General features: G+C 63.1%; 27 protein-coding genes and 1 pseudogene. 9 read left to right on the top strand and 19 right to left on the bottom strand.

From position 1 onward, the window contains the following. Positions 1–5: 5 nt before the first annotated feature. Positions 6–1,025: a Leu/Phe/Val dehydrogenase gene (locus BV82_RS04875; protein WP_010223519.1), complete on the bottom strand. Its 1,020-nt coding sequence runs from the start codon at positions 1,023–1,025 to the stop codon at positions 6–8. 125 nt (positions 1,026–1,150) lie between these two features. Here BV82_RS04875 and BV82_RS04870 point away from each other — a divergent pair, with 125 nt between their 5' ends. Then, positions 1,151–1,957, top strand: a complete 807-nt coding sequence (locus BV82_RS04870) for a SirB1 family protein (protein WP_010223520.1) — start codon at positions 1,151–1,153, stop codon at positions 1,955–1,957. On the opposite strand, the gene BV82_RS04865 is transcribed toward BV82_RS04870, so the two are convergent. From BV82_RS04865 to hmgA, 4 genes are read right to left on the bottom strand one after another with little or no spacing between them, the layout of a single operon-like run. Beyond that, positions 1,878–3,272 carry an MFS transporter gene (locus BV82_RS04865; RefSeq protein ID WP_010223521.1) on the bottom strand — a complete coding sequence of 465 codons (1,395 nt, stop codon included), beginning with the start codon at positions 3,270–3,272 and terminating at the stop codon, positions 1,878–1,880. The genes BV82_RS04870 and BV82_RS04865 overlap by 80 nt on opposite strands. Before the next feature lie 48 nt (positions 3,273–3,320). Next, positions 3,321–3,947 (bottom strand): maleylacetoacetate isomerase, encoded by a 627-nt coding sequence (gene maiA, locus BV82_RS04860; RefSeq protein ID WP_010223522.1) that lies wholly within the window; start codon positions 3,945–3,947, stop codon positions 3,321–3,323. Between the two features lie 12 nt (positions 3,948–3,959). Next, the gene (gene fahA / locus BV82_RS04855; RefSeq protein WP_036993880.1) at positions 3,960–5,252 is read right to left on the bottom strand and encodes a fumarylacetoacetase; all 1,293 of its coding nucleotides are present in this window, start codon (positions 5,250–5,252) and stop codon (positions 3,960–3,962) included. A gap of 3 nt (positions 5,253–5,255) precedes the next feature. Next, positions 5,256–6,557, bottom strand: a complete 1,302-nt coding sequence (hmgA, locus tag BV82_RS04850) for a homogentisate 1,2-dioxygenase (protein WP_010223524.1) — start codon at positions 6,555–6,557, stop codon at positions 5,256–5,258. Between the two features lie 173 nt (positions 6,558–6,730). Between hmgA and BV82_RS04845 the strand changes: the two genes are divergently transcribed. Continuing rightward, positions 6,731–7,522 carry an IclR family transcriptional regulator gene (locus BV82_RS04845; RefSeq protein WP_036993879.1) on the top strand — a complete coding sequence of 264 codons (792 nt, stop codon included), beginning with the start codon at positions 6,731–6,733 and terminating at the stop codon, positions 7,520–7,522. A gap of 310 nt (positions 7,523–7,832) precedes the next feature. Here the strand turns inward: BV82_RS04845 and BV82_RS04840 are convergent, their stop codons facing one another. From BV82_RS04840 to BV82_RS04820, 5 genes are all read right to left on the bottom strand, one after another. Beyond that, on the bottom strand, positions 7,833–8,186 hold the full coding sequence (locus BV82_RS04840) for a hypothetical protein (RefSeq protein WP_010223526.1): 354 nt from the start codon (positions 8,184–8,186) through the stop codon (positions 7,833–7,835). A gap of 75 nt (positions 8,187–8,261) precedes the next feature. After that, entirely contained in the window at positions 8,262–9,176 is a 915-nt protein-coding gene (locus BV82_RS04835) for an SDR family oxidoreductase (protein WP_036993877.1), read from the bottom strand. Positions 9,177–9,299: 123 nt separating this feature from the next. Next, complete coding sequence (locus BV82_RS04830; RefSeq protein ID WP_010223528.1) at positions 9,300–10,205, bottom strand: alpha/beta fold hydrolase; 906 nt, start codon at positions 10,203–10,205, stop codon at positions 9,300–9,302. A gap of 187 nt (positions 10,206–10,392) precedes the next feature. Beyond that, entirely contained in the window at positions 10,393–11,079 is a 687-nt protein-coding gene (locus BV82_RS04825) for an LrgB family protein (RefSeq protein ID WP_010223529.1), read from the bottom strand. After that, complete coding sequence (locus BV82_RS04820) at positions 11,069–11,455, bottom strand: CidA/LrgA family protein (RefSeq protein WP_010223530.1); 387 nt, start codon at positions 11,453–11,455, stop codon at positions 11,069–11,071. The genes BV82_RS04825 and BV82_RS04820 overlap by 11 nt, the downstream gene beginning before the upstream one ends. Before the next feature lie 96 nt (positions 11,456–11,551). Between BV82_RS04820 and BV82_RS04815 the strand changes: the two genes are divergently transcribed. Further along, entirely contained in the window at positions 11,552–12,439 is an 888-nt protein-coding gene (locus BV82_RS04815; protein WP_036993874.1) for a LysR family transcriptional regulator, read from the top strand. On the opposite strand, the gene BV82_RS04810 is transcribed toward BV82_RS04815, so the two are convergent. Next, entirely contained in the window at positions 12,440–12,895 is a 456-nt protein-coding gene (locus BV82_RS04810) for a flavodoxin (RefSeq protein ID WP_036993873.1), read from the bottom strand. It lies immediately after the preceding gene. Between the two features lie 142 nt (positions 12,896–13,037). Here BV82_RS04810 and BV82_RS04805 point away from each other — a divergent pair, with 142 nt between their 5' ends. Then, positions 13,038–13,499, top strand: coding sequence for a PAS domain S-box protein (locus BV82_RS04805; protein ID WP_036993872.1), 462 nt, complete (start codon positions 13,038–13,040; stop codon positions 13,497–13,499). 68 nt (positions 13,500–13,567) lie between these two features. After that, positions 13,568–14,173: a hypothetical protein gene (locus BV82_RS04800; protein WP_036993871.1), complete on the top strand. Its 606-nt coding sequence runs from the start codon at positions 13,568–13,570 to the stop codon at positions 14,171–14,173. On the opposite strand, the gene BV82_RS04795 is transcribed toward BV82_RS04800, so the two are convergent. Beyond that, a complete protein-coding gene (locus BV82_RS04795; RefSeq protein ID WP_010223535.1) occupies positions 14,170–15,120 on the bottom strand; it encodes a MerR family transcriptional regulator in 951 nt (316 codons plus the stop codon). The genes BV82_RS04800 and BV82_RS04795 overlap by 4 nt on opposite strands. A gap of 238 nt (positions 15,121–15,358) precedes the next feature. On the opposite strand from BV82_RS04795, the gene BV82_RS04790 reads away from it, so the two are divergent. Genes BV82_RS04790 through BV82_RS04775 form a run of 4 tightly spaced genes read left to right on the top strand, consistent with a single transcriptional unit; the run spans position 15,359 to position 17,337 of the window. After that, positions 15,359–15,928 (top strand): antibiotic biosynthesis monooxygenase, encoded by a 570-nt coding sequence (locus tag BV82_RS04790; protein ID WP_036993870.1) that lies wholly within the window; start codon positions 15,359–15,361, stop codon positions 15,926–15,928. A gap of 55 nt (positions 15,929–15,983) precedes the next feature. Then, positions 15,984–16,682: a dihydromonapterin reductase gene (folM, locus tag BV82_RS04785; protein ID WP_010223537.1), complete on the top strand. Its 699-nt coding sequence runs from the start codon at positions 15,984–15,986 to the stop codon at positions 16,680–16,682. A 24-nt stretch (positions 16,683–16,706) separates the two neighbouring features. After that, entirely contained in the window at positions 16,707–17,003 is a 297-nt protein-coding gene (locus BV82_RS04780) for a DUF1244 domain-containing protein (RefSeq protein ID WP_010223538.1), read from the top strand. After that, complete coding sequence (locus BV82_RS04775; RefSeq protein WP_036993869.1) at positions 16,996–17,337, top strand: HopJ type III effector protein; 342 nt, start codon at positions 16,996–16,998, stop codon at positions 17,335–17,337. The genes BV82_RS04780 and BV82_RS04775 overlap by 8 nt, the downstream gene beginning before the upstream one ends. On the opposite strand, the gene BV82_RS04770 is transcribed toward BV82_RS04775, so the two are convergent. The 7 genes and pseudogenes from BV82_RS04770 to ampD all read right to left on the bottom strand — a co-directional run bounded on the left by BV82_RS04770 (position 17,321) and on the right by ampD (position 24,165). Continuing rightward, entirely contained in the window at positions 17,321–18,274 is a 954-nt protein-coding gene (locus BV82_RS04770) for an alpha/beta hydrolase family protein (protein ID WP_036993867.1), read from the bottom strand. The two genes, BV82_RS04775 and BV82_RS04770, sit on opposite strands and share 17 nt — an antisense overlap. A gap of 9 nt (positions 18,275–18,283) precedes the next feature. Continuing rightward, positions 18,284–18,970 (bottom strand): GNAT family N-acetyltransferase, encoded by a 687-nt coding sequence (locus BV82_RS04765; protein WP_026001356.1) that lies wholly within the window; start codon positions 18,968–18,970, stop codon positions 18,284–18,286. A 179-nt stretch (positions 18,971–19,149) separates the two neighbouring features. After that, a complete protein-coding gene (gene fabV / locus BV82_RS04760) occupies positions 19,150–20,349 on the bottom strand; it encodes an enoyl-ACP reductase FabV (protein WP_010223542.1) in 1,200 nt (399 codons plus the stop codon). Positions 20,350–20,520: 171 nt separating this feature from the next. Further along, entirely contained in the window at positions 20,521–21,225 is a 705-nt protein-coding gene (locus tag BV82_RS26650; protein ID WP_374045997.1) for a methyl-accepting chemotaxis protein, read from the bottom strand. Positions 21,226–21,375: 150 nt separating this feature from the next. Beyond that, positions 21,376–21,582: pseudogene (locus BV82_RS26645) on the bottom strand (HAMP domain-containing protein); the annotation flags it as partial. 1,186 nt (positions 21,583–22,768) lie between these two features. Continuing rightward, a complete protein-coding gene (gene ampE / locus BV82_RS04750) occupies positions 22,769–23,602 on the bottom strand; it encodes a regulatory signaling modulator protein AmpE (RefSeq protein ID WP_036993866.1) in 834 nt (277 codons plus the stop codon). Next, positions 23,599–24,165 carry a 1,6-anhydro-N-acetylmuramyl-L-alanine amidase AmpD gene (gene ampD / locus BV82_RS04745; protein WP_010223545.1) on the bottom strand — a complete coding sequence of 189 codons (567 nt, stop codon included), beginning with the start codon at positions 24,163–24,165 and terminating at the stop codon, positions 23,599–23,601. Before ampD ends, ampE begins: the two co-directional genes overlap by 4 nt. Between the last annotated feature and the right edge of the window lie 27 nt (positions 24,166–24,192).

The raw sequence follows: 24,192 nt of genomic DNA, 5'->3' as shown, positions 1-24,192 counted from the left end.
CGTCTTCAGTTGTAGATCAACTGCTCGGCCAGCATCTGCGCCACCCGCGCCGGCGAGCGCTTCTCGGCCTGGGCATGAGCGAAGACCTCGGTCAGGCGCAAGGGGATGCGCGCCAGGTGCGCGGTAATGGTGCTCAGGTCCTCGCCACGGTGCCTGAGCGCCACGTAGATCAACCCGCCGGCATTGATCACGTAATCCGGGGCATAAAGGATGCCGCGGCTTTCCAGCTGATCGGCCACCTGCAAGGTGGTCAACTGGTTGTTGGCCGCCCCCGCCACCGCCGCACAGCGCAACTGCATCACGCTCTGCCCCGTGAGCACCGGCCCTATCCCGCACGGGGCAAAGATGTCGCAGGGTGTGCTGATCAACATCTCGTTGGCCACCGGCCGGGCATTGAACTGCTCAATGGCCAGTTGCACCCGCCCCGGGTCATGATCACTGACCAGCAACTCGGCACCCGCTGCATGCAACTGCTCAGCCAGCGCATAACCGACATTGCCCAGGCCCTGCACGGCAATACGCAAACCTTCGAGGTTATCGCTGCCCAGGCGTGCCATCGAGGTAGCGCGAATGCCGGCGAACACACCCATGGCCGCATGCGGCGAGGGGTCGCCGGCAGCGGTGGTGCTGGTGACATGCTGGGTGGTCTGGGCGATGCAGTCCATGTCCAGGGTCGAGGTGCCGCTGTCCACGGCCGTAATGAAGCGCCCCTGCAGGGTATCGACAAAGCGCCCGAACGCCTCGAACAAGGCTGCACGGTTTTCCACATGGGGGTTGCGAATGATCACCGCCTTGCCCCCGCCCAACGGCAACCCTGCCAGCGCAGCCTTGTAACTCATGCCCTGGGCCAGGCGGATGGCGTCGATCATGGCGCTGTCGTCGTCCGGGTAAGCCAGGTAGCGGCAACCTCCCATGGCCGGGCCCAGGTGTTCGCTATGAATGGCGACCACTGCTTTGAGGCCGGTCGGCGGATCGATGCACAGGTGCAGCGACTGCGTGCGGGTGCTTTGCATGAGAGCGAACATCAACGGGCTCCTCGATGAGGTGCTGATCCCAGTATAGGTCGCGCTTTCACGCCTGATGACAACACTCGGACCACTGGACGAAAAGCCGCGCCAGCGCTACAACAGAAGCTTGAGCGGAGATTGTCATGAACCCACGTAGCGCCTGCCTGGCTTGCCTTGAACGTGACCCGGTCGCCTTGCTGGAAGCGGCACTGTGGATTGCTGCCGAGCACGATGAGAGCGTGGTGCCGGCGCAGGTCCTGGCCGAGGTTCAGGCATTGCAGCAGGAGGTCAGCGCCGGGCTGCCGATGCTGCCGCTCAGCGAACTGGCCCAACCCTTGTTGCGCCGCCTCAACGCCCTGGGTTTCCAGCAGGACGAGTACCACCCCCTGCGGCCCCAGTCGGCGCTGCTCGACAAAGTCATGCAGCGTCGCCGCGGTCAACCATTGGCCCTGGCCCTGCTGACCCTGGAACTGGCCCGTGGCCTGTCGATCCCCCTTGAGGGCGTGAACTTCCCCGGGCATTTCCTCTTGCGGGTGCCAGGCGCCGATCACCTGCTCGATCCTTGTGGCGGGCGGCGCCTGTACCCGGCCGATTGCCGCGAACTGCTGGGCCGTCAGTTCGGCCCGCAACTGGCCCTGAGCGCCGACCACCTGCTGACCGCCAGCCCTATGCAGATGCTCCAGCGCCTGTCACGCAACCTGCGCCAATTGCACGCCAGCCACGATGACTACCTCGAAGCCCTGAAGGATGCCGAACGGGTGTTGCAGTTGGGCCCGGGCACGGCTGCCGACTACATGGCACGCGCCACCCTGTATCAGCACCTGGAATGCCCCCAGGCCGAACGCTTCGACCTGGAGCACGCCCTGCTGCTCAGTGACGATCCAATCCAGCGCTTGCGCCTGACGGAACGCCTGAGTCATTTGCCACCGGCGTCGCCATCGGTGCATTGACCGCCTCGGCCGGGCTGCGCACCTGAATGATCAACAACGCTGCCAGCACCGCCGGAATCGCGCAGAAGAAGAATATCTGCTCGACCGGCAGGTGCATGGCCAACAGCAGGCTGCCGAACAGCGGCCCGAGGATCGAACCAAAGCGCCCTACCCCCAGCGCCCACCCCGTGCCGGTGGCGCGCACCTGGGCTGGATAGAAGTTGCTGGTAAAGGCGTTGAGCGTCAGTTGCCCGCCGATGATGCAGAAACCGGCGGCGAACACGCAGACCACCAGCCAGCGCGGGTTGCTGTGGTTCAGGCCGACCAGCACGGTAAACACCGCCGCCGCCAGCAGCACGGCACTGAGCAGGCGCACCTTGCGCTTGAGGCGGTCGGCGAACCAGGCCATGAACACCGCACCCAGGGTGCCGGCAAACAGGAACATCGAGGTCACCAGGTTGGCCTGATTCAGGGCCAGACCGCTTTCAAGCAGCAGCGAGGGCAGCCAACTGATCATGAAATACAAAAGGATCAGGCTGACGAAGAAGGTCGACCAGATCAACAGGGTCGGCCTGGCGTAGCCATCACGAAACAGCGCCACGACAGTGAGCTTGTTCTGGTTGTCTGCCATGGCCTGCGCACTGGCTGCAGGCGGCTGCCAGCCCGGGAGCATCTTCGCCGTGATCTTGAGCAGGCGCGCATAGGGCGGCGCATCACGCAGCAAGCGGGGCAAGGATTCAGGCAGGTACAAGACCAGGAACGGAAACAACAGCAGCGGCGCAATACCGCCGGCGAGGAACACCGCCTGCCAGCCGAAGCTGTCGATAAACCCGGCAGCGACGAAACCGCCCGCAGCGCCCCCCAGCGAGAAACCGCAAGCGGCCAGCGTGACCATCAGGGTACGCAAGCGCGGCGGCGCATACTCGGACATCAGCGCCATGGCACTGGGCATCGCCCCGCCCATGCCGATGCCACACACAAAGCGCGCCAGCATCAGGCTGTTGAGGGAGTTGGCGAACACCATCATCACGGTCAGGCTGGAGTACAGCAGTACACAGCACAGCAGCACCCGACGCACGCCAAAACGATCCGCCAGCGGCGTCACCGCCAGCGAACCGAGGGTCAGGCCCAGCAGGTTGGCGCTGAACACCGGCCCGAATGCGGCCTTCTCCAGGCCCCAGTCCTGGGCCAGAGAAGGAATCACATAGCCCAGCACCTGAGCATCATAACCATCGGTAACCAGCAATAAGGCGAGTAACAACAGCAATAACCACTGATAACGCGACACGGGCCGGGCATCCAGCGCCGTGCGAAAGCTGGCAATCTGATTGTGCATCGCAAGGTACCTTTTATTGTTATGGGTATCAGGTGCGGGCAGCGGGGTTTATGGCGTATCGGGCTGCCTCGACGGATGAGCCTGGGCGAACGCCGCATGTTGCTCGGCCAGCGCGGCGACCCGGCGAATGCGCGGGAAGCCACTGAGGTCGATGTTGAAGCGTTCGGCGGCATACAGTTGCGGAATCAGGTAGACATCAGCCAGCCCCGGCTCGTCGCCAAAGCAGAAGCCTTCATCGCCGATCAACTGCTCGACAGCAGCCAGGCCCTGGCTGATCCAGTGGCCGATCCACTGGTTGACCTGGGCGTCATCGTGGCCCAGGCCACGCAACTGGTTAAGCACACTGACGTTGTGCAGCGGATGAATATCGCAGCCGATCAACGCCGCAACACCACGGGCCTGGGCCCGCCGAAGCGGATCTTGCGGCAGCAGCGCCGGCTGTGGATAAACCTCTTCCAGGTATTCGATGATCGCTGGCGACTGCACCAGCACCTCACCGGAGTCGACCTTCAGCGCCGGCACCCGCCCTTGCGGGTTGAGGGCCAGGAAGTGCGCCTCGCGCTGCTCGCCCTTGAGCAGGTTGACCGGCAGTTGCCGGACCTCCAGCTGCTTGAGCGCCAGGGCAATCCGCACCCGGTAGGACGAGGTCGAGCGGTAGTAGGTAAAGAGTTCCATGGCCCTGCCCTCTCAGTGAGCCGCAAGGATCTTGCCGCGGCATTCACCGAAGCCGATCGAGGCCACGCCATCGCGCTTGCAACGGGCGCGCAGGATGATCTCGTCACCGTCTTCGAGGAACTTGCGCACCTCGCCCGACGCCAGTTCGACCGGCTCCTTACCGCCCTGGGTGATTTCCAGCAGGCTGCCGAACTGGCCCGGCTGGGCACCGGACAGGGTGCCGGAACCGAACAGGTCGCCCGGCTGCAGCTGGCAACCGTTGACGCTGTGGTGGGCAACCATCTGCGCCACGGTCCAGTACATGCTCAGGGTGTTGCTCAGGGTCAGGCGATGGGCCGGCAGCTTCTGCTCGCGCATGCGCTCGGTCAGCAGCAGCACTTCCAGCTCGATATCGAAGGCGCCGTTGGCCTGGTCGCGCTTGTCGAGCAGGTACGGCAGTGGCTGCGGATCACCTTCCGGGCGCGCCGGCTGGGCGCAGCGGAACGGTTCCAGAGCTTCGGCGGTGACCACCCACGGAGAAATGGTCGAGATGAAGCTCTTGGACAGGAACGGACCCAGCGGCTGGTATTCCCAGGCCTGGATATCGCGCGCCGACCAGTCGTTGAGCAGGCAGAAGCCGGCGATGTGTTCAGCGGCTTCGGCGACCGGGATCGAATCGCCCATGTCGTTGCCCTGGCCGATCCAGATGCCCAGCTCCAGCTCGTAATCCAGGCGCGCGCACGGGCCGAAGCTCGGTTCGCTCTGGCCGGCGGGCAGGGTCTGGCCTTTTGGCCGGCGCACGTCGGTACCGGACGGGCGAATGGTCGACGCGCGGCCGTGGTAGCCGATCGGCACGTGCTTGTAGTTGGGCAGCAGCGGGTTATCGGGGCGGAACAGCTTGCCGACATTCTTGGCGTGTTCGATGCCGACATAGAAGTCGGTGTAGTCGCCGATACGCGCCGGCAGGTGCAGTTGGCACTCGCTGGCCGGATACAACAGCGGCTTGAGCGCGGCCTGGTACTCGCTGTGCTCGCCGAGCAACTCCAGCAGGCGTTCACGCAGGGCGACACGCGCACTACGGCCGAGGGCGAAGAAAGCGTTCAGCGCACCGCCGCGGGTGGCTTCAACCGCAGCGCGTGCCTGGCCGTCGAACAGACCGGCAGCCAGCACGGCTTCCAGGTCGAGAATGGCATCACCGATAGCCACGCCACAGCGCGGCGCCTGGTCCTTGCGGCTGAAGATCCCCAGAGGCAGGTTCTGCAGCGGGAAGTCGCCGTGGCCGTTGGCGTGTTCGACCCAACTGCGGGCAAGGGCGGACTGATTCATGGGTTATCTCCGATTCGGGGTAAAGGTGCTCGGCAACGAGGCCCAGCAACTATCGTAGTCGGCCTGCAATTGCGGGCATTCGAGCGCATGACGGCTCGGGCGCAGCACCTGGCTGGTCTCGAACATGAAGGCCATGGTGTTGTCGATCTTGTTCGGTGCAAGCTCCACGGCAATGGCCTTGCTGCAGGTCTCGGCATCCGGGCCATGGGCGCTCATGCAGCTGTGCAGCGAAGCGCCGCCGGGCAGGAAGCCTTCGGCCTTGGCGTCGTACTCGCCCTTGATCAGGCCCATGAACTCGTTCATCAGGTTGCGGTGGAACCACGGCGGACGGAAGGTGTTCTCGGCCACCATCCAGCGCGGCGGGAAAATCACGAAGTCGAGGTTGGCCATGCCTGGCACGCTGGTCGGCGAGGTCAGCACGGTGAAGATCGAAGGGTCCGGGTGGTCGAAGCTGACCGTGCCGATGGTGTTGAAGCGGCGCAGGTCATATTTGTACGGCACGTTGTTGCCGTGCCAGGCGACCACGTCCAGTGGCGAGTGGTTGAGTTGGCAGCCCCACAACTCGCCGAGGAATTTCTGCACCAACTGCACCGGGCCGTCGATTTCTTCGTAATGGGCCACCGGCGCCAGAAAATCGCGCGGGTTGGCCAGGCCGTTGCTGCCGATCGGCCCCAGGTCCGGGATGCGCAGCGGCGCACCATGGTTTTCGGCCAGATAACCACGGGCCTGGGCGTCGAGCAGTTCGACGCGGAACTTCAGGCCACGGGGCAGTACCGCGATCTCCAGCGGCTCGACGTCCAGCACGCCCAGCTCGGTGACGATGCGCAGGCGGCCCTGCTCCGGCACCAGCAGCAGTTCGCCGTCGGCGTTGAAGAACACCCGTTCCATGGAGCGGTTGGCGCAATAGGTATAGATGCTGATGCCCGCCGGTTTTTCACCCGCCGAGTTGGCCGCCATGGCCACCCAACCGTCAATGAAGTCGGTCGCGTCGCTCGGGATCGGCTGTGGGCTCCAGCGCAGGCGATTGGGCGTCACCGAGCCCAGCGGACCACCGGCCAGTTGACGCTCCAGGCGCTCGAAGCGCGGGTGCAGGGCCGAAGGGCGAATGCGGTACATCCAGGTGCGGCGCAACTCGCTGCGGGCCATGGTGAAGGCGGTACCGGAAAACAGTTCGGCATACAGGCCGTACGGGGCTTTTTGCGGCGAGTTCTGCCCGACAGGCAGGGCGCCAGGCAAGGCTTCGCTGGCGAATTCGTTGCCGAAGCCGCTCTGGTAGCCGAGGACAGGGGTGTTATCGAGGTTCATCGAGCCTCCGGGCCCAGTGCAGGCCGGTCAATGGCAGTTGGCTGCAGGCCTTGAAGGGGTGGCAGCGCTTCTGCGTTATTTTTATCGTAATTACATTACGCATAACGTAATTTGATTGACGAAGACCGTCAAGCTATAAAGACGCCCACTGAACTCCCCGGATCGACTCCACCATGGCCAAAGCCAGCTCCCCCGCCGACAGCTCCGGCAAACAGAAGGTCCGCTCGGCCGAGGTCGGTACCGACATCCTCAAGGCCCTGGCGCAGTTGTCGCCGTCCACCTCGCTGTCGCGCCTGGCCGAGCATGTGGACATGCCGGCGAGCAAGGTCCACCGTTACCTGCAGGCGCTGATTGCCAGCGGTTTTGCCGAGCAGAACCCGGCCACCAACCACTACGGTCTGGGCCGCGAAGCCTTGCGCGTGGGCCTGGCCGCGCTGGGCGGGATGGACGTATTGAAAGAGGCGGCGCTGCCGCTGTCGCAACTGCGCGATGAGCTTAACGAAAGCTGCTTCATTGCCGTATGGGGCAACCAGGGCGCAACCGTGGTCAGTATCGAGCCGGCGGTACGCGCGGTCACCGTAGTTACCCAGATCGGTTCGGTACTGCCCTTGCTCACCTCCTCGACGGGCCTGGTGTTCGGCGCCTACCTGCCAGAGCGTGAAACCATCGAACTGCGCGAGCAGGAGCTGGCCACTTCTGGACACCGCTTCAGCGACTACGAAGCCTTGTTCGCCACGATCCGCCAGCGCGGCCTGCACCATGTCCATGGCCTGCTGATGCCGGGCGTCGATGCACTGTCGGCGCCGGTGTTCAACGCGGTCGGCAAGATTGCCGCGGTGCTGACCGTGGTCGGCCCGACCTCCATCTTCCATGCCGACGAGCAGGGGCCGGCAGCACAACGGCTGTTGGCTGCGGCGAAGCTGATCAGTTGGCGTATGGGGTATGAGGAAGCGCCGGCGGGATAAACTTGTTTACACACGATCACAGTCTTTCATCAAGCCAGCGCTTAATCTGACCACCGGGCACTGTTACTAGAGTTGTAACAGTGAATGTCACAATCGGCTATTTTTCCTCACCGATCAGCGGCTTATCCTGAACGCACTTACACAGCAGCAGGCAAAGCCCCAAGCCAGCTGTCTATTCCGGGCCTTTGCGGCGTGAACACCCCGCCCCCCGCGACCTGTAAGCCCAGGTTCACCGACGTTGATTTTGAAGCTCCTTGATCTGCGTCTTACTTGGCCGCTGCACTGCAGCGGCCTTTTTTATGCCCGTGATTCAATCGCCATCGGCGTCGTCAAAGTGAAATCGGTGCAACAATCGGTGAGCGATGGGCGCCAGGATCAAGCCGATGCTGGCGACGAACACCAATCCCACATAAAGCCCGTAACCGGCGAAGAACAACTTGCCGCCGATGGACTCGGGGAGGATTACCGGCCCCACTCCGCCGAGCAGCAAGGTGGCATTGAACAGCGCATCATGCCAAGGCACCTGCGGCTCGAAATACAGATGCCCGACCACACCAAACAGAATCGAGCCGATCAGCAACAGGCAGGCTGCGAAGCCGTGCCACATCAGGCGGTAGCCAAACTGTCGGGTAGAGATGACAGCATCCGTTCTGGATTCGTACATCCACTGTGCTCCTGCAACCTGGGTGGCCGTCCAGCATAGGCAACTTCAGCCGACGACCACAACCTTGGGGCAGGTTCAGCCCTGTGGATACTTCTGCAGATTGGCCATCATCTGCTGTAAGGCTTGCAGGCTGTCTTGCGGGTGCACAGCGTTGTCGAAGTCGCCGATCTGCTGCCAGTTCGCCGCAATATCTTCGGGTGAAAAGCCCTCGCGCGGGTCAAAACCGACACCCAGGCTGCGCTCCCAGCGCACCTTGCCGACCCAGCCACCGCCCACTTCGTAGAGGCCGCCGCTGTCCTGGCAATCGTCACTGCCCAGGTACACCACCAGCGGGCTGACCAGTTCCGGCTTGAGCTGTTCGAACACCTGCGGAGGAATCAGCCCTTCGGTCATGCGCGTGCCGCCGGTGGGGGCAATGGCGTTGACCAGGATGCCGTGCTTGCGCCCTTCGATGGCCAGGGTGCGGGTCAGGCCATACAAGCCGAGCTTGGCCGCACCATAGTTGGCCTGGCCGAAGTTGCCATAGATCCCCGAGGTCGAGGCAGTGAAGATCACCCGTCCCCAGTTCTGCTCGCGCAGGTGTGGCCAGGCGGCGCGGGTGACCTTGTAGGCACCTTCGAGGTGCACCTGGTAAACCTGCTCCCAGTCACTGTCCTCCATCTTGTGGAAGGTCTTGTCACGCAGGATACCGGCGTTGTTGATCACCACATCGACCCGACCGAAGCTGTCCAGGGCCTGTTCGACAATGCGCTGGCCATCGGTGACCGAGTCATGGTTGGCAACCGCAGTGCCGCCGGCTTCGCGAATCTGCGCCACCACCCGGTCGGCGGCCGAGACGCTGGCGCCTTCGCCATGGGTCGAGCCGCCCAGGTCGTTGACCACCACCCTGGCGCCATGTCGGGCGAACAGCAGGGCATGGGCGCGGCCCAGGCCACCGCCGGCTCCGGTGACAATCACCACTTTTTCGTCCAAGCGAATCGTCATGCTCATTTCTCCAGCAGAACAAGGGAGGGATGCCCGAGTGTCGGCCAGCACTGGCTGGCACACAATCAAGCGGGCAGACGCTGAATGGCAGGCGATAAGGCCGGGCGATAATTGCGCACACCTGGCCGCTCAGGACCAGGCGACCTTCTGCGGCATATTCACCAGGGGTTGCTCGCGAAACGCCAGGTAATGGCGCAGCACCTGTACCGGTGCTTCGGTATGCGGATAGTGGCCGATGCCCTGGAGCATCACGGTGTCGGCGTTGGGCACCAGTTCCTGGTAGCGCTCAACCATGTGTGCGCCGGAAATCGGATCGACCGCGCCGTTGATCAGCCGCAGCGGCACGCCTTCGGCCTGCAACGCCCCGACCCAGCGCTCACGATGGGCAACCCGTTCGGGCAGGTAAGTGATCAGCTTGTGCAGGATTCGTGTACCGCGGTTGGAAGCGACAAGGCTCCAGTAATCGTCCAGTGCGCTTTCACTGGGATGGGTGCAGGGGCCGTAGATCTGGGTCACGTTGCGCACCAGGTCGTCTCGCCCGAACGAACGCCCCACCAACCAACCCAGGCGGCTGAGCAGCAGTTTCTGGATCAGCAGCGGCCGATGACGCTCGGGAAACAGGCCGCCATTGAGGAATACGCAACTGGCGATTTGCGCACGGCCCTCATGGTGGCGGGCGAGCAATTCCTGGGCGACGCTGCCGCCATAGTCATGCCCGAGCAAATGCACCGGTTGCTCGACCTGCAGGTGCGCCAGCAGCGCCTGCAGCAAGTCGGCCTGCTCCAGCAAGCTGTAGTCGTGAGACAGCGGCTTGGCCGAATCGCCAAAGCCAAGCATGTCACAGGCAATCACCCGAAAACGCTGGGTCAGGGGGGCCCAGAGGTAATGCCAGTCCCAGCTGGCGGTGGGAAAGCCATGGATGAGCAGGAGCGGTTCGCCCTGCCCTGCGCTCCAGTAGCGGATGGCCAGGCCACGGAAGGAGAAATTCAAGCCCCGGGTCCGCCAGACGCACAATGGAATCTCGGCCAAAGGCATCACAGTGGTCCCGGTAGGTTGTAGCTGTTCGTGTTGGGCAAGGCATCGGCTGCGATCATTGCAATCACCTCGGCACATTCGTGTGCTCTACTGACTCAACAGTCTAGTCAGGCAGGCCCGTGCCGAGAGTTGCGTTAGCAGCCAGCTTATTGACCTTGGGAGTCAGCGCGCAAAATAGCGTGGTGAATCACAGCAGCAAGGTCAGCAACGGCGCGGCAAACAGGTTGAGCAAACCGGTCAGGACCATGACCAGGCCGGCCACCGAGCCCTCCTCGCCACCCACTTCATGGGCGCGGCTGACGCCCGCTCCGTGAGCGCCGACACCAAACAGCGCGCCACGGGCCAATGGCGTGCGCAGCGGCAGGTACTTGAGCAGCACGCCCCCCAACATCGCCCCCAATACACCGGTAAACATCACGAATACGGCGGTGAGCTCCGGCACACCGCCCAGGTCCTTGGCCAGCGGCATGGCAAAGGGCGTGGTGATCGAGCGCGGCACCAGCGACAGACTGACCGAGCTGTCCAGTGCCAGCAGGTGCGCCAGGCCCCAGGAGCTGCCGATCGACGCCGCGCTGCCCATCAGCATACCCAGGGTCAGGGCCGGCCAGTGGCGGGCGAGCAAGGCCCGCTGTTGCCAGATCGGTACGGCAAAGGCCACGGTCACCGGGCCCAGCACCGTCATCAGCCAATGGGTATTGCGCGCATACTCGGCGTAGGCGGTATGCAACGGCACGGCAATCGCCAACAGCACTGCCGGCACCAGAATCAATGGCGACAGCAGGTAGCGCCCGGTGCGCCGGTACAACCAGCGGCTGCCCAGATAGGCCAACAGGGTGATGAGCAGCCAGAACAGCGGCATCGGCTCAAGCGTCATGGCGCAGCCTCCAGCGGCAGACCCACTCCACGGTTACCGCCGTAACCACCATTACCAGCAAGGTACTCACGCCGATCACCAGCAAGATCCGCCAGCCTTCATCGCGCAACAGGCTGCCATAATCGAGCAGGCTCATCAGCGCCGGAATGAAAAACAACAGCATCTCGGCCATCAGTACCCCGGCACCCAGCTGCAACATGGCCGGCTTGAGCACGCCGGCGGCGAACAACAGCAACAGCAGGGCCAGGCCAATGACCCCGCCTGGAATCGGCCAGGCCAACCAGGCGGCCAGCACACCACCGACCTTATAAAGAGCCAGCAACACCGCCAGCTCGGCGAGCAGGCGGACAAATCGGTTAAACGCAGGGGGTTTCATCGCGGGGGTCCTCTCAGGCCTTCATTTTAAAAGCCAGCTCCCCACGCCAAAAGCGAATTGTTAGACTGCCAGCTATTCCAGATTGGAATTTCGCGAATGGAATTCAAACAGCTACGCAGTTTTCTCGAAGTGGTGCACCGCGGCGGTTTTACCCAGGCCGCGCTGACCTTGCACATCAGCCAGTCCGCAGTGAGCAAGCAGGTCGCGCAACTGGAGCAGGATCTTGGCGTTGCGCTGCTTGAGCGCCAAGGCTCGCAATTGCACCTGACCGCCGCCGGTAAAATTGTTCTGGAACGCGGCGAAGCCATGTTGCGCCTGCGCCAGGAGCTGCTCAGCGAACTGGATGACCTCAGCCAGCTGACACGCGGCGAGCTGCGCCTGGGCCTGCCGCTGCTGGGCAGCGATGCGCTGTTCGCCCGGTTGTTCGCCGAGTACCGGCGGCGCTACCCGAATATCAGCATCCAGCTGTTTGAAGGCGGCAGCCGCAGTGTCGAGCACGCCGTGCTCAGCGGCGAGCTGGAACTGGGCGGCAGCCTGACGCCAAACGACCCGGCCTTTGCCTACCAGCCGTTTTGCAACGAGCCCCTCGACGCCCTGCTGCCCACCGATCACCCGTTGGCGAACGCCGGCCAGGTCAGCCTGGCGCAACTGGCCGACACGCCGTTCCTGCTCTATCAGCGCAGTTTCGTGCTCAATGATCGTTTGCTCAGTGCCTGCCAGCAGCTGGGATTTACCCCGCGCGAAGGCGGGCGCAGTGGTCAGGCCGACTTTCTCGCCGCGCTGGTGGCGGCGGGCCAAGGGGTCGTACTGCTGCCCAGCGTGGTCGCCCGTGGCCTGGAGCGGCCGGGGGTGGTTCGCCTGTCACTGAGCGAACCGACGGACCTGCGCTGGGACATTGCCTTCATCTGGCGCCAGGGCGCCTACCTTTCACGCGCAGCCCAGGCCTGGCTGCAACTGCTGCGCGAGCAACCACAGCCGCCGTGATCAGCCGCGCAGTTTTTCCACCAGCTCGGCAATCCAGGGCTCTGCGTCGGTTTCCGGAGTAACGGTTTCGCTGGCATCCAGGCGCAGCATCGGCAGCACTTCCTCCAGGCCCAGCTCGGCGAACAGTTCACGCAGTTGCTCGCCGCCACCACAGAACGTATCGCCATAGCTGGAATCGCCCAGGCCGATGACCGCGCCCTTGAGTCCACGCCACTCGGCGGGCAGCACGTCGCGAATGGCACTGTACAGCGGCATGATGTTGTCCGGCAGCTCGCCCATGCCAGTGGTCGAGGTCACGGCCAGGAATGCCTGCGGGGCAAAGCCCTGGATGTCCTGCAGGGTGGCCCGGTTCGCGTGCCAGGCCTCGAAACCTGCTTGTTTGAGCAACTTCTCGGCGTGCCGAGCAACTTCTTCGGCGGTGCCGTAGACCGAACCGGAAAGGATCGCGACTTTCATAGAGGTTTCCGAAACTGAGTAAAAACGTAGGATACTAGCATCCGGCACTGGCAAAAGGCCTTATTCGGCAGCTGTACAGCGACGGTCAATCTACTAGAATCAGCCAACATGCCCGATCTACAGCCCTTGCGGACCTAACAAGATGATCAATGCCACATTGCTGCAGCGCATGATTGACGCCTCCAATGACGGGATCGTAGTGGCCGAACAGGAGGGCGACGACGACACCATCCTGATCTACGTGAACCCGGCCTTCGAGCGCTTGACCGGCTACGACGCCAACGAAATCCTCTACCGCGACTGCCGCTTCCTGCAGAACGACGATCGCAACCAAAGCGCCCGGGCACTGATCCGCCAGGCGATCAAGGATGGCCTGCCAAGCCGGGAAATCTTGCGTAACTACCGCAAGGACGGCAGCGCATTCTGGAACGAACTGTCGATCACCCCGGTGCTCAACGAGGCCGACAAGCGCAAGTATTTCATCGGTATCCAGAAAGACGTCAGCCGCCAGGTCGAAGCCGAACAGCGGGTGATCGCGCTTGAGCGCCAGCTGGCTGAAGCCCGTGCGCGCATCGCTGCGCTGGAAGCCGACCAACGGTCTTAACAAACCCGCCGTTTGGTTGTCCATGACGGTGAAAAAACGCACTCACGACTGCAACTTCGAGTTCGACCATGCAAGCAGATGCCCTTCTGACCCAGGATGAGCTGGACTTCATCCGCTCCATGCAGCACGCGCCCCAGCCCCACCCGGCTGAACCGCCGTCGCGCCTGATGGTCAATGGCGGCAGCGAAATCAAGAACCTGCTGACCCGTCTGATCGCCGACGAGCAGGTGACCCTGCAGGCACAGTTCAACAACCAGCAGATGACCTTCCCGCTGCAATTGGTCGAAGACGAGTTCCACGCCCTGCACCTGCAACTGGGCGTGCCGAACATCTACGAAGAAGGTGCCGTGGTCCGCCCTTGGCGCCTGACCCTTGAGCAGCCGGTGGCCCTGGAAGACGAACTGGGCTTGAGCACCGGTTTGTGGGTGCGGGAAATCTCCTTCAAGGGTGTGCTGCTGGAAATGCGCGAGCAACCCGAGCCACCCAAGCATTTCGAGCTCTGGTTCAGCCCCGACGGCGATGCCCCCATTGCCCTGCATGGCACCCTGCAACGGCGCACCGGCGATCGTCTGGCCGCCTACAACCTGGGCCAGAGCCTGCCGGCTGAAATCGAGCGCTTACGCGAGTACATCCTCCAGGCCCACCGCCGCGCCCACCCCGAACTGCACCCTTAAGAGTCCAGGTGACCGGCCAGGTATTGCTGCAGCCGCCGGCGCATCAATCGCCCGTCGCTACCCAGGCAGGCCACCTGCGATCCGATCAGGCTGTCCTGAGCTAGGTCTGCGGCCTCCCCCGCCAGCAGCAACGGGCACTCCAGCCCCAGCGCCAGGCGCGCCAGGCGCTTGGGCAAGTCACTGGTCGGTGGCAGGTTGGAAAACAGCACCAGGGCATGAGGCGTCATGCGCTCGCAGACCAGGCTCAACTCTTCCAATGGCTGGCCAAGGCCGAGCACGCTGATGGCAATTTCACTGGTGCCGAGCAATAGCGCTGCCACCAGCAACTCCAGCTCGCGGCATTGGCCGGGAATTGCCGCCAGCACCACGCGTACTTCCTGCTGCTCACGGGCCAGCTGCAAACGCTGCAACACCCGCCCGCGCAAAAAGTTGTCGAGAAACAGCCATTCGCTGGCCTGGCCAAAGGCCTCGTGGGTGCTGCGCAGCGCCTGCCAGACCGGCATGAGGATGTCCTGGAACACCACCAGCTGTGGATAACTGCTGAACACCTGACCGTACAGTTGCTCCAGACGACGCTCGTCGAACGCCCTGACGGCCTGGCGCACGTGCGCCTGCCATTGATTGAAGTCGGCCAGGGATTCGTCGCTGCGCTGCGGCTGGCTTTCGGCCTTGAGGTTCTGGCTTTTGGCGAGGATGCGCCCGACTTTGCTGACAGCCACACCGCGTTCGATCCAGCCGAGGATGCTGCGCACCTCGTCGATATCGGCTTGTGAGTACAAACGGTGCCCACTTTCGGTGCGCGTGGGCTGAATCAGCCCATATCGGCGCTCCCAGGCACGCAGGGTGACCGGGTTGATACCGGTCAGGCGGGACACTTCGCGGATCGGGAACAGTTCTTCGTGGTCGAGCTGATGAGTACTCAATGAAGGCTGGTCAGGTTCGATCATTGCCAGGAAACCGCGGGTTTATGGGCCAACAGCCATTCTACTCCGGCTGCTGCAAGCGCGACCATTGGCATTTCTGTCAGGTCGGCGACCGCCAGCACTGACGAGTCAGCCGATTTAGGGAATAATCCGCGCCCGATTCTTGCATCGATTCTTGCAAAGAAGCGAATACCGTCCAACACCCCGGGCGGCGTTCAAGGGGCAGGCCTACCGGCCACGCCCAGTTGCCAGGAGATATACCATGTCTACCCCACCCGTAACCCTGATGGTTACCCGCCGCGTCGCCGATGGTCGCTACCAGGACCTGATGGCCTGGTTGCACGAAGGCGAACAGCTGGCCACCGACTTTCCCGGCTACCTGGGCTCGGGCGTGCTCGCCCCGCCGCCGCAAGGCGATGAGTTCCAGATCATCTTCCGCTTCGCCAACGAGCAGACCATGCACGCCTGGGAGCATTCGGCCTCGCGCAAGGCCTGGCTGGCCCGTGGCAATGGCCTGTTCGCCGAGCCGTCGGAACAGCGGGTCAGCGGCCTGGAAGGCTGGTTCGGCAACAACCCGGTACAGCGCCCGCCGCGCTGGAAGCAGGCGGTGGCGATCTGGCTGGCATTCTTTCCGGTATCGCTGCTGTTCAATCTGCTGTTCGGCCACTGGCTGGGCGCGCTGGACCTGGTGCCGCGCATCCTGCTCAGCACCTTGGGCCTGACACCGTTGATGGTGTACTTCCTCATTCCACTGTCGACCCGCCTGCTGGCCAACTGGCTGAACGCCAGCCCTGCCCGCCCGAGACCGCAGGGCGCGCGCAATCCCGCCTAGTTCGGGTATGCTGGGGGTTATCCAAGCGAACCAGTAAAAGTTGACCGCCCCCACCATGAACAGCCCAATTCTTGTCACCGGAGCCAGCCAGCGAGTCGGGCTGGCGCTGGCCCTGAACCTGGCGCAGGCCGGCCATACCGTGGTCAGCGCCAGCCGCAGCAAAAACCCCGAGGCCGCACACCCGAACATCGTCCAGTTCCAGGCCGACCTGTGCCGGGAAGACGATCGCCTGGCCCTGATCGAGCACCTGCAAGGCCACTACGACGGCTTGCGCGCCATCGTCCACAACGCCTCGTTGTGGCTCGACGATGACCTGGCCAACCTCAACACTATGTTCAAGCTGCACGTCGAGGCGCCCTATCACCTGAACCTGGCCCTGGGCGCCCAACTGGCCAAGGTGGACAAGGCCGACATCATCCACATCTGCGACGAGACCTCCTCACGCGGCAGCGGCAGCCATATCGGCTATGCCGCCACCAAGGCTGCATTGCAGAACATGGTGCTGTCGTTTGCCGCCAAGTACGCGCCGAACATCCGCGTCAACGCGATTCTGCCGGGCTTGCTGATCCTCAAGGCAAACAGCGACGAGGCCTACCGCCAGCAAACCCTGAAAAAGGCCCTGCTGGAATTCGAACCCGGCGCCCAGCCGTTGATCGATGCCGTGCGCTTCTTGCTCGACAGCCAGTACAGCACCGGCAGCAATCTGGTCATCAACGGTGGCCGTCACCTGAAAAACCGCCTCGCGGTAGACTGACCTACCGCTGACACGAGAACGTCCATGAACGATCAACAGAAGCTAGAACTCGAAGCCGCCGCCTTCCGCCGCCTGGTTGCCCACCTGGACAGCCGCAAGGACGTGCAGAACATCGACCTGATGAACCTTGCCGGCTTCTGCCGCAACTGCCTGTCCAAATGGTACAAGGCCGCCGCCGACGAAAAACAGATCGAGCTGAGCATGGATGAAGCCCGTGAAGTGGTCTACGGCATGCCTTACGCCGAATGGAAATCCCTTTACCAGCAAGAAGCCAGCGCCGAACAACAAGCGGCGTTCGCCAAAGGAAAGCCCCATGACTGATCTGAACACCCTGCGCGCCAGCCTGAAATCCGGCGAGCACGTCTTCGCCGACACCCTGGCCTTCATCGCCGAGCACTACACCTATCAGCCACAAGCCTTCAACAATGGCGGCGTAGAGAATGCTGCCGGGCAGAACGAAGGTTCGTGCAAGACCCTGGGCCTGGCCCTGCTCGAAGGCCTGAGCGATGAAGAAGCCCTGCTGGCGTTCGGCGAGCACTACCGCTCGGTGCTGGCCACCCCGCAAGGCAGCGACCACGGCAACATCCGCGCGCTGATCGAACACGGCCTGGCTGCGGTCAAGTTCGCCGAGCAGCCGCTCAAGCGCCTGGCCTGATCAAACGCCCCGGCGTGCCTTCGGCCAATTGCCCGTGGCGCAGCCAGTGCAGGGCAATTGGCCACAGCCTGGGCTGGAAGCGGCTGTGGAAAAAGGCGAAATGACCGATACGGTTCTCGGCGATATCACCTGGGGCGATGCGCAGGTGACTGCGCTCACTGGCCTGGAAGTACCCCAGTAAACGCTCGATGGCAGCAACCGTGCCGAACGGGTCGTCGGTCAGGCTGATGGCCAGGGTTTGCGCCTTGACCCGGGCGAACGGCAATCCATTCAGCCCATTCAGCGCCCGCCCGCTAGGGCGATGCTCATAGCTTGCAGTGCGCGTGCTCCAGTCCTGCACCACCCCGGCCGGGGTATCTTCCAGCCACCCCAGGCGCTTGCCGGGAAAGTAACCGAATACCCGGGTCAGCAGCGGCATCAGCACATGCCATTTGCCGAACAGTTGCCAGCGGCTGTCAGCGGCATAATCGCGCCAGTAGGCAAACTGAGCGCCGACCGTCACCAACCGGCGCAGTTGATCGGCCGACGGCGCCAACCCCGCTGCACAGCCACCAAAACTGTGACCGACCACATCGATAGGCTGGCCAGGAAACTCGCGCCGGGCGCGTTGCAACATGGCTTCGAAATCCAGCGCGCCCCAGTCGGTCCAGGAGGCTTTGAAGTGGCGCATGGAGGCCGGGCGCGACTCACCGATGCCGCGATAGTCATAGGTGATGACGTCGAAACCATGGGCAAACAGGTACTGGGCAAAGCGGGCGTAATAGCTGCAGCGCACCGAGGTGGCGGCGTTGATGATCACCAACGGGCGCGTGGGGGCCGGCACCTGGTGGCGCCAACAGAAACCGCCAAGGGAATAACCGTCGGCGGTTGTCTCACGGAAGGCGTGCCCGCTGTTGCTGGCTACGGGCAAAGCCGGGAATGCTTCGAGACTGCTCATCGACCTCTGTCACGCCGAAGCCGCTACCTGCGGTGCAGGGACCTTGCGCAAGTCGCTCAGTCGCGAGCCATCGTAGCGGGTTTCGCGGAACAGGCGCCAGCGCCCGAACACCCCATACACGTGCGTCACCCGGCCCTGCTCTTGATAACCCATGCGCAAATGCATCTTGAGCGCCGGGATATTGTGGGTTTCACAGACATCCACCACTGTGTGGCAACCCTTGGCGCGCATGGTCTCCCACAGGCTGACCTGGGCATCTGCCGACAAACGAGTGCCAAAGTAGGCGCGGGTCATTTCGCCGCCGAATTCAAAGAACTCACCGGGCTTCACCGGGAAGGTGCAGCCGTAATAATGACGGTCGTGATAGTCGCGCATGCTGGCAAAGATGAACCCTACGGCATCGCCTTGTTCATCCAGGTACATGTGCCCGGTATGGCCTTCGGCGGCCAGCTCGCGCATGGTCTGCACGCGGTCGCCAAAATAGCGGGCGAAGGCATCGGCGTTTTCCGCGGTGATGTCCACCAGGCGTACCGCAGGATGGTCGCGCAGGTTGTGCGGCGGTACCGGGCTGACCAGGTCGCGTTCCATCCACAGCAACTCCCAATGGAAGAAGATGTAACGCTCATAGAGGGTTTTAAGGACTTTTTGCAGACCCTTTTGCCTGATCCGCTCTTTTAGTTTTTGTAGCCCACTCATGGTGCCTCCTGTCGAAACCTTGACGGTTTAAAAGGGCATGTAGAGAGTGGTATAGAACAGTGGCGGCGCGGGAGTAGCAAAGGGCCAGAAACGGACTTGTTTCAAATTGTTTCAAGACTGAAACTGTTGCCGCACCCGGTTAAAAACAGGTGCAGCAACAAACACTTGGCAAGTGCTACTTACAGCTCTATGCAGTCGAACCGTACGTCGGTAGCCACATCGGCGTCATAGTCAACATCCTGACGCTCGAAACCGAACAGGTTGAGGAACTGCTTCTTGTAACCGGCGTAGTCGGTAATTTCGAACAGGTTCTCGGTGGTCACCTGCGGCCACAGTGCCTTGCAGGCATCCTGTACGTCGTCGCGCAGCTCCCAGTCGTCCAGACGCAGGCGGCCTTCTTCGTCCAGCGCCGCCGGCGCGCCATCGGCACGGTACAGACGGTCACGGAACAGGCGGTCGAGCTGATCCTGGGTACCTTCGTGAACGTTCTTCTCTTTCATGATCTTGAAGACCATCGACAGGTACAGCGGCATCACCGGGATGGCCGAGCTGGCCTGGGTGACCACGGATTTCAGTACCGCGACGTTGGCGCCACCACCGACCTTCTGCTCCAGGCGCTTGGCGGTTTCGTCCAGGTCCATCTTGGCCTTGCCCAGGGCGCCGTGCCAGTAGATCGGCCAGGTGATTTCAGTGCCGATGTAGCTGAAGGCCACGGTGCGCGCTTGCGGCGCCAGAACACCGGCGGCGTCCAGGGCGTCGATCCACAGCTGCCAGTCCTGACCACCCATGACGGTGACGGTGTCGGCAATTTCCTGCTCGCTGGCAGGCTCGATGGATGCCTCGATGATGGTGTCTTTGTTGGTGTCGATGGCGGTTGACTTGTACGGCTGGCCAATTGGCTTGAGGGCCGAGCGTACCAGCTCGCCAGTCTGTGGCAGCTTGCGCACCGGCGACGCCAGGGAGTAGACCACCAGGTCGACCTGGCCGCCCATTTCGTTCTTGATCAGCTCGATGACCTTGGCCCGCGCTTCGTCAGAGAAGGCGTCGCCGTTGATCGACTTGCTGTACAGGCCTTCGGCCTTGGCGAACTTGTCGAAAGCGGCAGCGTTGTACCAGCCCGCAGTACCGGCCTTGGTCTCGGTGCCCGGCTTTTCAAAGAACACGCCCAGGGTATCGGCCTTGAAGCCGAAGGCGGCGGTGATGCGCGCCGCCAGGCCGTAACCGCTGGAAGCACCGATCACCAGGACCTTTTTCGGACCATCCTCGCGCACGCCCTGCTTGCGGGTGGCTTCGATCTGATCACGTACGTTCAGCTCGCAACCGGTCGGGTGCGTAGTGGTGCAGATAAAACCGCGGACTTTGGGATGGATAATGGCCAATGTCTGTACCTCGTCAGTGAATTTGCTGAGGGAGCCGAATCGCTTGGACTCGAGGTTCCGTGTGCTGTGAGGGTGAGACTACACCCGCAGCGTTGCCGACACATCCGGCCCCCTGGAATCCTTCAGGGCGCTACTTTGTCACAGCGTGGAAAACTTCAGCAACCGCTGATCTCAGACCCGGAACGCACCGATCAGGCGCTTGAGTTCCAGCACCTGGGTCGACAGCTGGCGGCTGGCGTCCTCGGTCTGGTGCGCGCCCTGGGTGGTGTTTTCCGCCGCCCGGTTGATCTCGACGATGTTCTGGTCGATGTCGTGGGCCACCGCCGTCTGCTGCTCCACCGCCGCAGCGATCTGCTGGTTCTGGTCGACGATGCTGCCAATGGCGCCAAGGATGTTCTCCAGCGCCTGCTGCACCTGCTGCGATTCGCCAACCGTGCCCGAAGCCATCTGATGGCTGCTGTCCATGGCCTTGACTGCGGCCCCTACCCCACCCTGCAGGCGCGAGATCATCTGCTCGATCTCTTCGGTGGACTGCTGGGTGCGCTTGGCCAGGGTGCGCACCTCATCGGCAACCACGGCAAAACCGCGGCCCTGCTCGCCCGCCCGGGCCGCCTCGATGGCGGCATTGAGGGCCAGCAGGTTGGTCTGCTCGGCGATGCTCTTGATCACCTCCAGTACCCGGCTGATGGCCTGGCTGTCGCTGGCCAGCTGGTTGATCACCGCCACCGACTGATCGATCTCGCCGGCCAGGCGGGCGATATTGCCTTGCTGGGTTTCCACCAGGCCACGTCCGCTGACGGTTTCCTGGTTGACGCTATGGGCGCTGCTGACTGCCGCCGCAGCGCTGCGCGCTACCTCCTGGGCAGTTGCCGACATCTGGTTCATGGCCGTGGCCACCTGCTCGATCTGCCCGCGCTGGCCACTGACCGCCTGGTTGCTGCGCGCCGATACCGCATGCACCTGCTCGGCCTGGCGCTCGACCTCGGCGACGGTATGGCCGACCTGCTCGATCAGGTCATGGATGCGCCGCACCGTACCGTTGAACACCTGGCCCAACTCACCCAGTTCATCGCGGCTGCTGGCCTGGAAATTCGCCGTCATGTCGCCGGCGGCAACCTTGTCCATCACCGCACCGAGGCTTTTCAGGGTATTGCGGGTCGAGGCGTAAAAGCCGCTATAGAGGTAGACGATCAGCAGGAATACGGCCGCCAGCGCCGACACCAGCAAAATCATGTGCAACCGGTGCTCGGCCAGACGCTGCTCGAGCTGCTGGCCGAGAAACTCGCCAATGGCGGTATTGAGCGTGTAGGTCTGCGCCATCAAGCCGCTAATCTGCTTGTAGAACCCCGGCCACGGTGCATCGAGGGTGTCGGCCACCACGACCTGTTCTTCGATCAGCTCGCTGGCCTGCTTGAGCGACGCCTGGCTGCTGTTGCCCAGGCTGCCAAGCCTGACCTGCGCGCCGGGCTCGGTGGCAAGCGCCTCATCCAGGCGGATGGCATAGTCGGCGCCGAGTTTTTCCAGTTTCAACAACAGGTCATCGAAGCGCGCGCTGGAGGCCGAATTGACAAAGCCCTGGCCTAGCGAATACGAGCCGATGGCCCGCCCTTCGCCGAGCGTCTGGGTAACTTGCGGGGTCACCGTGGTCATCAGTTCGCTCAGCTGGCGGATCGCCGAGTCGCTGTCCTGGCTGAGCCCGGCCTGGCTGGCAATCACCTTGCTCAGTACCTGGGCCTGGCCCAGCAGCTTGTCGAACAGCGCCACCTTGCTCAACAGCGAGGTCTCGCTTTGGGCGGTTTTGAGCGTCTCGAGCATCTCGGCGCGCTTGCCATCGAAAGCCTTGGCCTGGGCCTCGTCACCGCTCACTGCAATCAAGCCGGACAAGCGGCTCTGCACCTGTTGCTCGACGCTGGCGATCTGCGCCTCGACATCCTCGGCCTTGCCCGACTGACCGAGCACGGCGTTGATCTGCACCAGGTTGCCGAGGGTTTCCACGTCACCGCGCAAGGCCAGGCTGCTGCCGAGCAGTTCCAGGCTCTGCAGTTCGGTGCGGGTGGCATGGAACTGCGCATAGGAATCGCGGACCAGGTAGTAGTTGGTGACCAGCATGGGCAGGAAAAACAGAATACTGATCAGGCTGAACTTCATCCCGAAGCTCAGGCGGTTCATCAGCGCGATGGCCGGATACAACAGGCTCTTCAAGGGTGGTGCCCTCCGATTCTTATTGTTTTTACGGTTCCTGCCTTTGCACCATCCTCTGCAGGAGCGGGCTTGCCCCGCGATTGCGGTTTGCGCCCCCACAGTGGCACAAGGCCACCGAACGTATTCAGCAACACCTGTATAGCGCATATCGGATCGGGGGTTTGTAACTTAAGGTTAACCGGCAGCGGAGCGACCAACGGCCGCTCCGCGATGGGCTTTAGCCGAGCACGGTCCACAGGGCGAAACAGGCGTACCAGAGCACTGCCGAGCGCAGCAGCAGCTCCCACAGGTTGTCGAGGCCGAGCAGGCCATCGGGGCCTGCCGACGCGTTGCCGGGCAGTTCAGCGGCGACGCGGCCGAGCGAGTCGATCAAGCCGGCCGCGCTGATGTGCCAGTTCAGCAGTTCGTGCAACATCACCCGGCTGACTGCAACGAAGTTGCCGACCAGGGCGAAGCTTACGCCCAGCACGCGTACCGGTGCCCAGTCAAAGGCGTGGCGCAATTGCAAGGCATGGTCGCGCAGCACAGGGGTACGCCCATGCTCGGCGGTCAGTGCCAGCAGCCGATACGCCAGGGCTGCGGCCGGGCCGAGGAGGAAGTACCAGAAAATCACCGCAAAAAAGCTCTGGTAGGCCTGCCACAACAGGTTGCCCTGCACCCGCTCCAGCAGGGCCTGGGCATTGTCGGCGGTCAAACCCAGGTCGCGCTCGGCGACATGCACCGCTGCTTGCTCGTCACCGCGCCGCCAGGCATCGCGAAACGGCCCTTGGGCGGCCTTGATGTCGCCCCGGCCGAGGCTGTAGATCAGCACCAGCAGGTGCACCGGCAAGGCCAGCAAGCCATAGGCCACCGGCTCCAGCACGTGCAGCAGCAAGGCCAGCAAGGCCACCGGCAGCACCACCAGGATGGTCAGCACCCACCTGGGATGGCGCCTGCCGTCACGCTCCAGGCGGGTAAGTTCGGTGACATAAAAACCGTCGCGTTGCAGACGCTGGCGCAGGGCCGAGAACTTCTCGAACCACAACACCAGCAACAACACCAGAAAACTCATGCTTCGTCCTCCTTGTCCTTGAGGCTTGCGCGGTAGCGCAGCCAGTCAAAAGCGCCACCGGGGTCGGTCTTGCGTCCCGGAGCAATGTCGCTGTGGCCCTGAATCCGTTCAGTGCCAATGGCCGGCCAGGCGTCCTGGATCTGCCGGGTCAATGCTTGCAGTGCCTGGTACTGGGCATCGGTGAAGGGCAGCTCGTCAGTGCCTTCAAGCTCGATGCCGATGGAAAAGTCGTTGCACGCCTCGCGCCCCTCGAAACAGGACACCCCGGCATGCCAGGCACGCTCCAGACAGGAGACAAACTGCGTGACCTTGCCGTCACGTTCGATGAGGAAATGCGCCGACACGCGCAGGTGCTTGATGCCTTCGAAATAGGGGTGCTCGCTGGCATCCAGCCGGTTCTGGAAGAACTCCTGGACCTTACCGGTACCAAATTGCGCCGGCGGCAGGCTGATGTTGTGGATAACCAGCAGGGAGATGACTTCGCCTTCGGCGCGGGCATTGCAATTGGGCGAAGGACAATGGCAGACGCCGGCGAACCAGCCAGTAGCGCGGTCCAGTTGCATAGAAAATCCTGAGACACGGGGGCACCG

Source organism: Pseudomonas donghuensis, assembly GCF_000696345.2.
GTDB lineage: Bacteria > Pseudomonadota > Gammaproteobacteria > Pseudomonadales > Pseudomonadaceae > Aquipseudomonas > Aquipseudomonas donghuensis.
This window is presented reverse-complemented; position numbering and strand designations above follow the sequence as displayed.

Excerpts from the sequence above, each read along its gene's own strand:
- BV82_RS04840 (WP_010223526.1), bottom strand. The coding sequence starts at position 8,186 with ATGTACGAATCCAGAACGGATGCTGTCATCTCTACCCGACAGTTTGGC.
- BV82_RS04835 (WP_036993877.1), bottom strand. The coding sequence starts at position 9,176 with ATGAGCATGACGATTCGCTTGGACGAAAAAGTGGTGATTGTCACCGGA.
- BV82_RS04810 (WP_036993873.1), bottom strand. The coding sequence starts at position 12,895 with ATGAAAGTCGCGATCCTTTCCGGTTCGGTCTACGGCACCGCCGAAGAA.
- BV82_RS04875 (WP_010223519.1), bottom strand. The coding sequence starts at position 1,025 with ATGTTCGCTCTCATGCAAAGCACCCGCACGCAGTCGCTGCACCTGTGC.
- folM (WP_010223537.1), top strand. The coding sequence starts at position 15,984 with ATGAACAGCCCAATTCTTGTCACCGGAGCCAGCCAGCGAGTCGGGCTG.
- BV82_RS04805 (WP_036993872.1), top strand. The coding sequence starts at position 13,038 with ATGATCAATGCCACATTGCTGCAGCGCATGATTGACGCCTCCAATGAC.
- BV82_RS26650 (WP_374045997.1), bottom strand. The coding sequence starts at position 21,225 with ATGTCGGCAACTGCCCAGGAGGTAGCGCGCAGCGCTGCGGCGGCAGTC.
- BV82_RS04820 (WP_010223530.1), bottom strand. The coding sequence starts at position 11,455 with ATGAAACCCCCTGCGTTTAACCGATTTGTCCGCCTGCTCGCCGAGCTG.
- maiA (WP_010223522.1), bottom strand. The coding sequence starts at position 3,947 with ATGGAACTCTTTACCTACTACCGCTCGACCTCGTCCTACCGGGTGCGG.
- BV82_RS04845 (WP_036993879.1), top strand. The coding sequence starts at position 6,731 with ATGGCCAAAGCCAGCTCCCCCGCCGACAGCTCCGGCAAACAGAAGGTC.
- BV82_RS04790 (WP_036993870.1), top strand. The coding sequence starts at position 15,359 with ATGTCTACCCCACCCGTAACCCTGATGGTTACCCGCCGCGTCGCCGAT.
- BV82_RS04795 (WP_010223535.1), bottom strand. The coding sequence starts at position 15,120 with ATGATCGAACCTGACCAGCCTTCATTGAGTACTCATCAGCTCGACCAC.
- BV82_RS04865 (WP_010223521.1), bottom strand. The coding sequence starts at position 3,272 with ATGCACAATCAGATTGCCAGCTTTCGCACGGCGCTGGATGCCCGGCCC.
- BV82_RS04830 (WP_010223528.1), bottom strand. The coding sequence starts at position 10,205 with ATGCCTTTGGCCGAGATTCCATTGTGCGTCTGGCGGACCCGGGGCTTG.
- fahA (WP_036993880.1), bottom strand. The coding sequence starts at position 5,252 with ATGAATCAGTCCGCCCTTGCCCGCAGTTGGGTCGAACACGCCAACGGC.
- BV82_RS04780 (WP_010223538.1), top strand. The coding sequence starts at position 16,707 with ATGAACGATCAACAGAAGCTAGAACTCGAAGCCGCCGCCTTCCGCCGC.
- BV82_RS04870 (WP_010223520.1), top strand. The coding sequence starts at position 1,151 with ATGAACCCACGTAGCGCCTGCCTGGCTTGCCTTGAACGTGACCCGGTC.
- BV82_RS04765 (WP_026001356.1), bottom strand. The coding sequence starts at position 18,970 with ATGAGTGGGCTACAAAAACTAAAAGAGCGGATCAGGCAAAAGGGTCTG.
- hmgA (WP_010223524.1), bottom strand. The coding sequence starts at position 6,557 with ATGAACCTCGATAACACCCCTGTCCTCGGCTACCAGAGCGGCTTCGGC.
- ampD (WP_010223545.1), bottom strand. The coding sequence starts at position 24,165 with ATGCAACTGGACCGCGCTACTGGCTGGTTCGCCGGCGTCTGCCATTGT.
- ampE (WP_036993866.1), bottom strand. The coding sequence starts at position 23,602 with ATGAGTTTTCTGGTGTTGTTGCTGGTGTTGTGGTTCGAGAAGTTCTCG.
- BV82_RS04770 (WP_036993867.1), bottom strand. The coding sequence starts at position 18,274 with ATGAGCAGTCTCGAAGCATTCCCGGCTTTGCCCGTAGCCAGCAACAGC.
- BV82_RS04815 (WP_036993874.1), top strand. The coding sequence starts at position 11,552 with ATGGAATTCAAACAGCTACGCAGTTTTCTCGAAGTGGTGCACCGCGGC.
- BV82_RS04825 (WP_010223529.1), bottom strand. The coding sequence starts at position 11,079 with ATGACGCTTGAGCCGATGCCGCTGTTCTGGCTGCTCATCACCCTGTTG.
- BV82_RS04775 (WP_036993869.1), top strand. The coding sequence starts at position 16,996 with ATGACTGATCTGAACACCCTGCGCGCCAGCCTGAAATCCGGCGAGCAC.
- BV82_RS04800 (WP_036993871.1), top strand. The coding sequence starts at position 13,568 with ATGCAAGCAGATGCCCTTCTGACCCAGGATGAGCTGGACTTCATCCGC.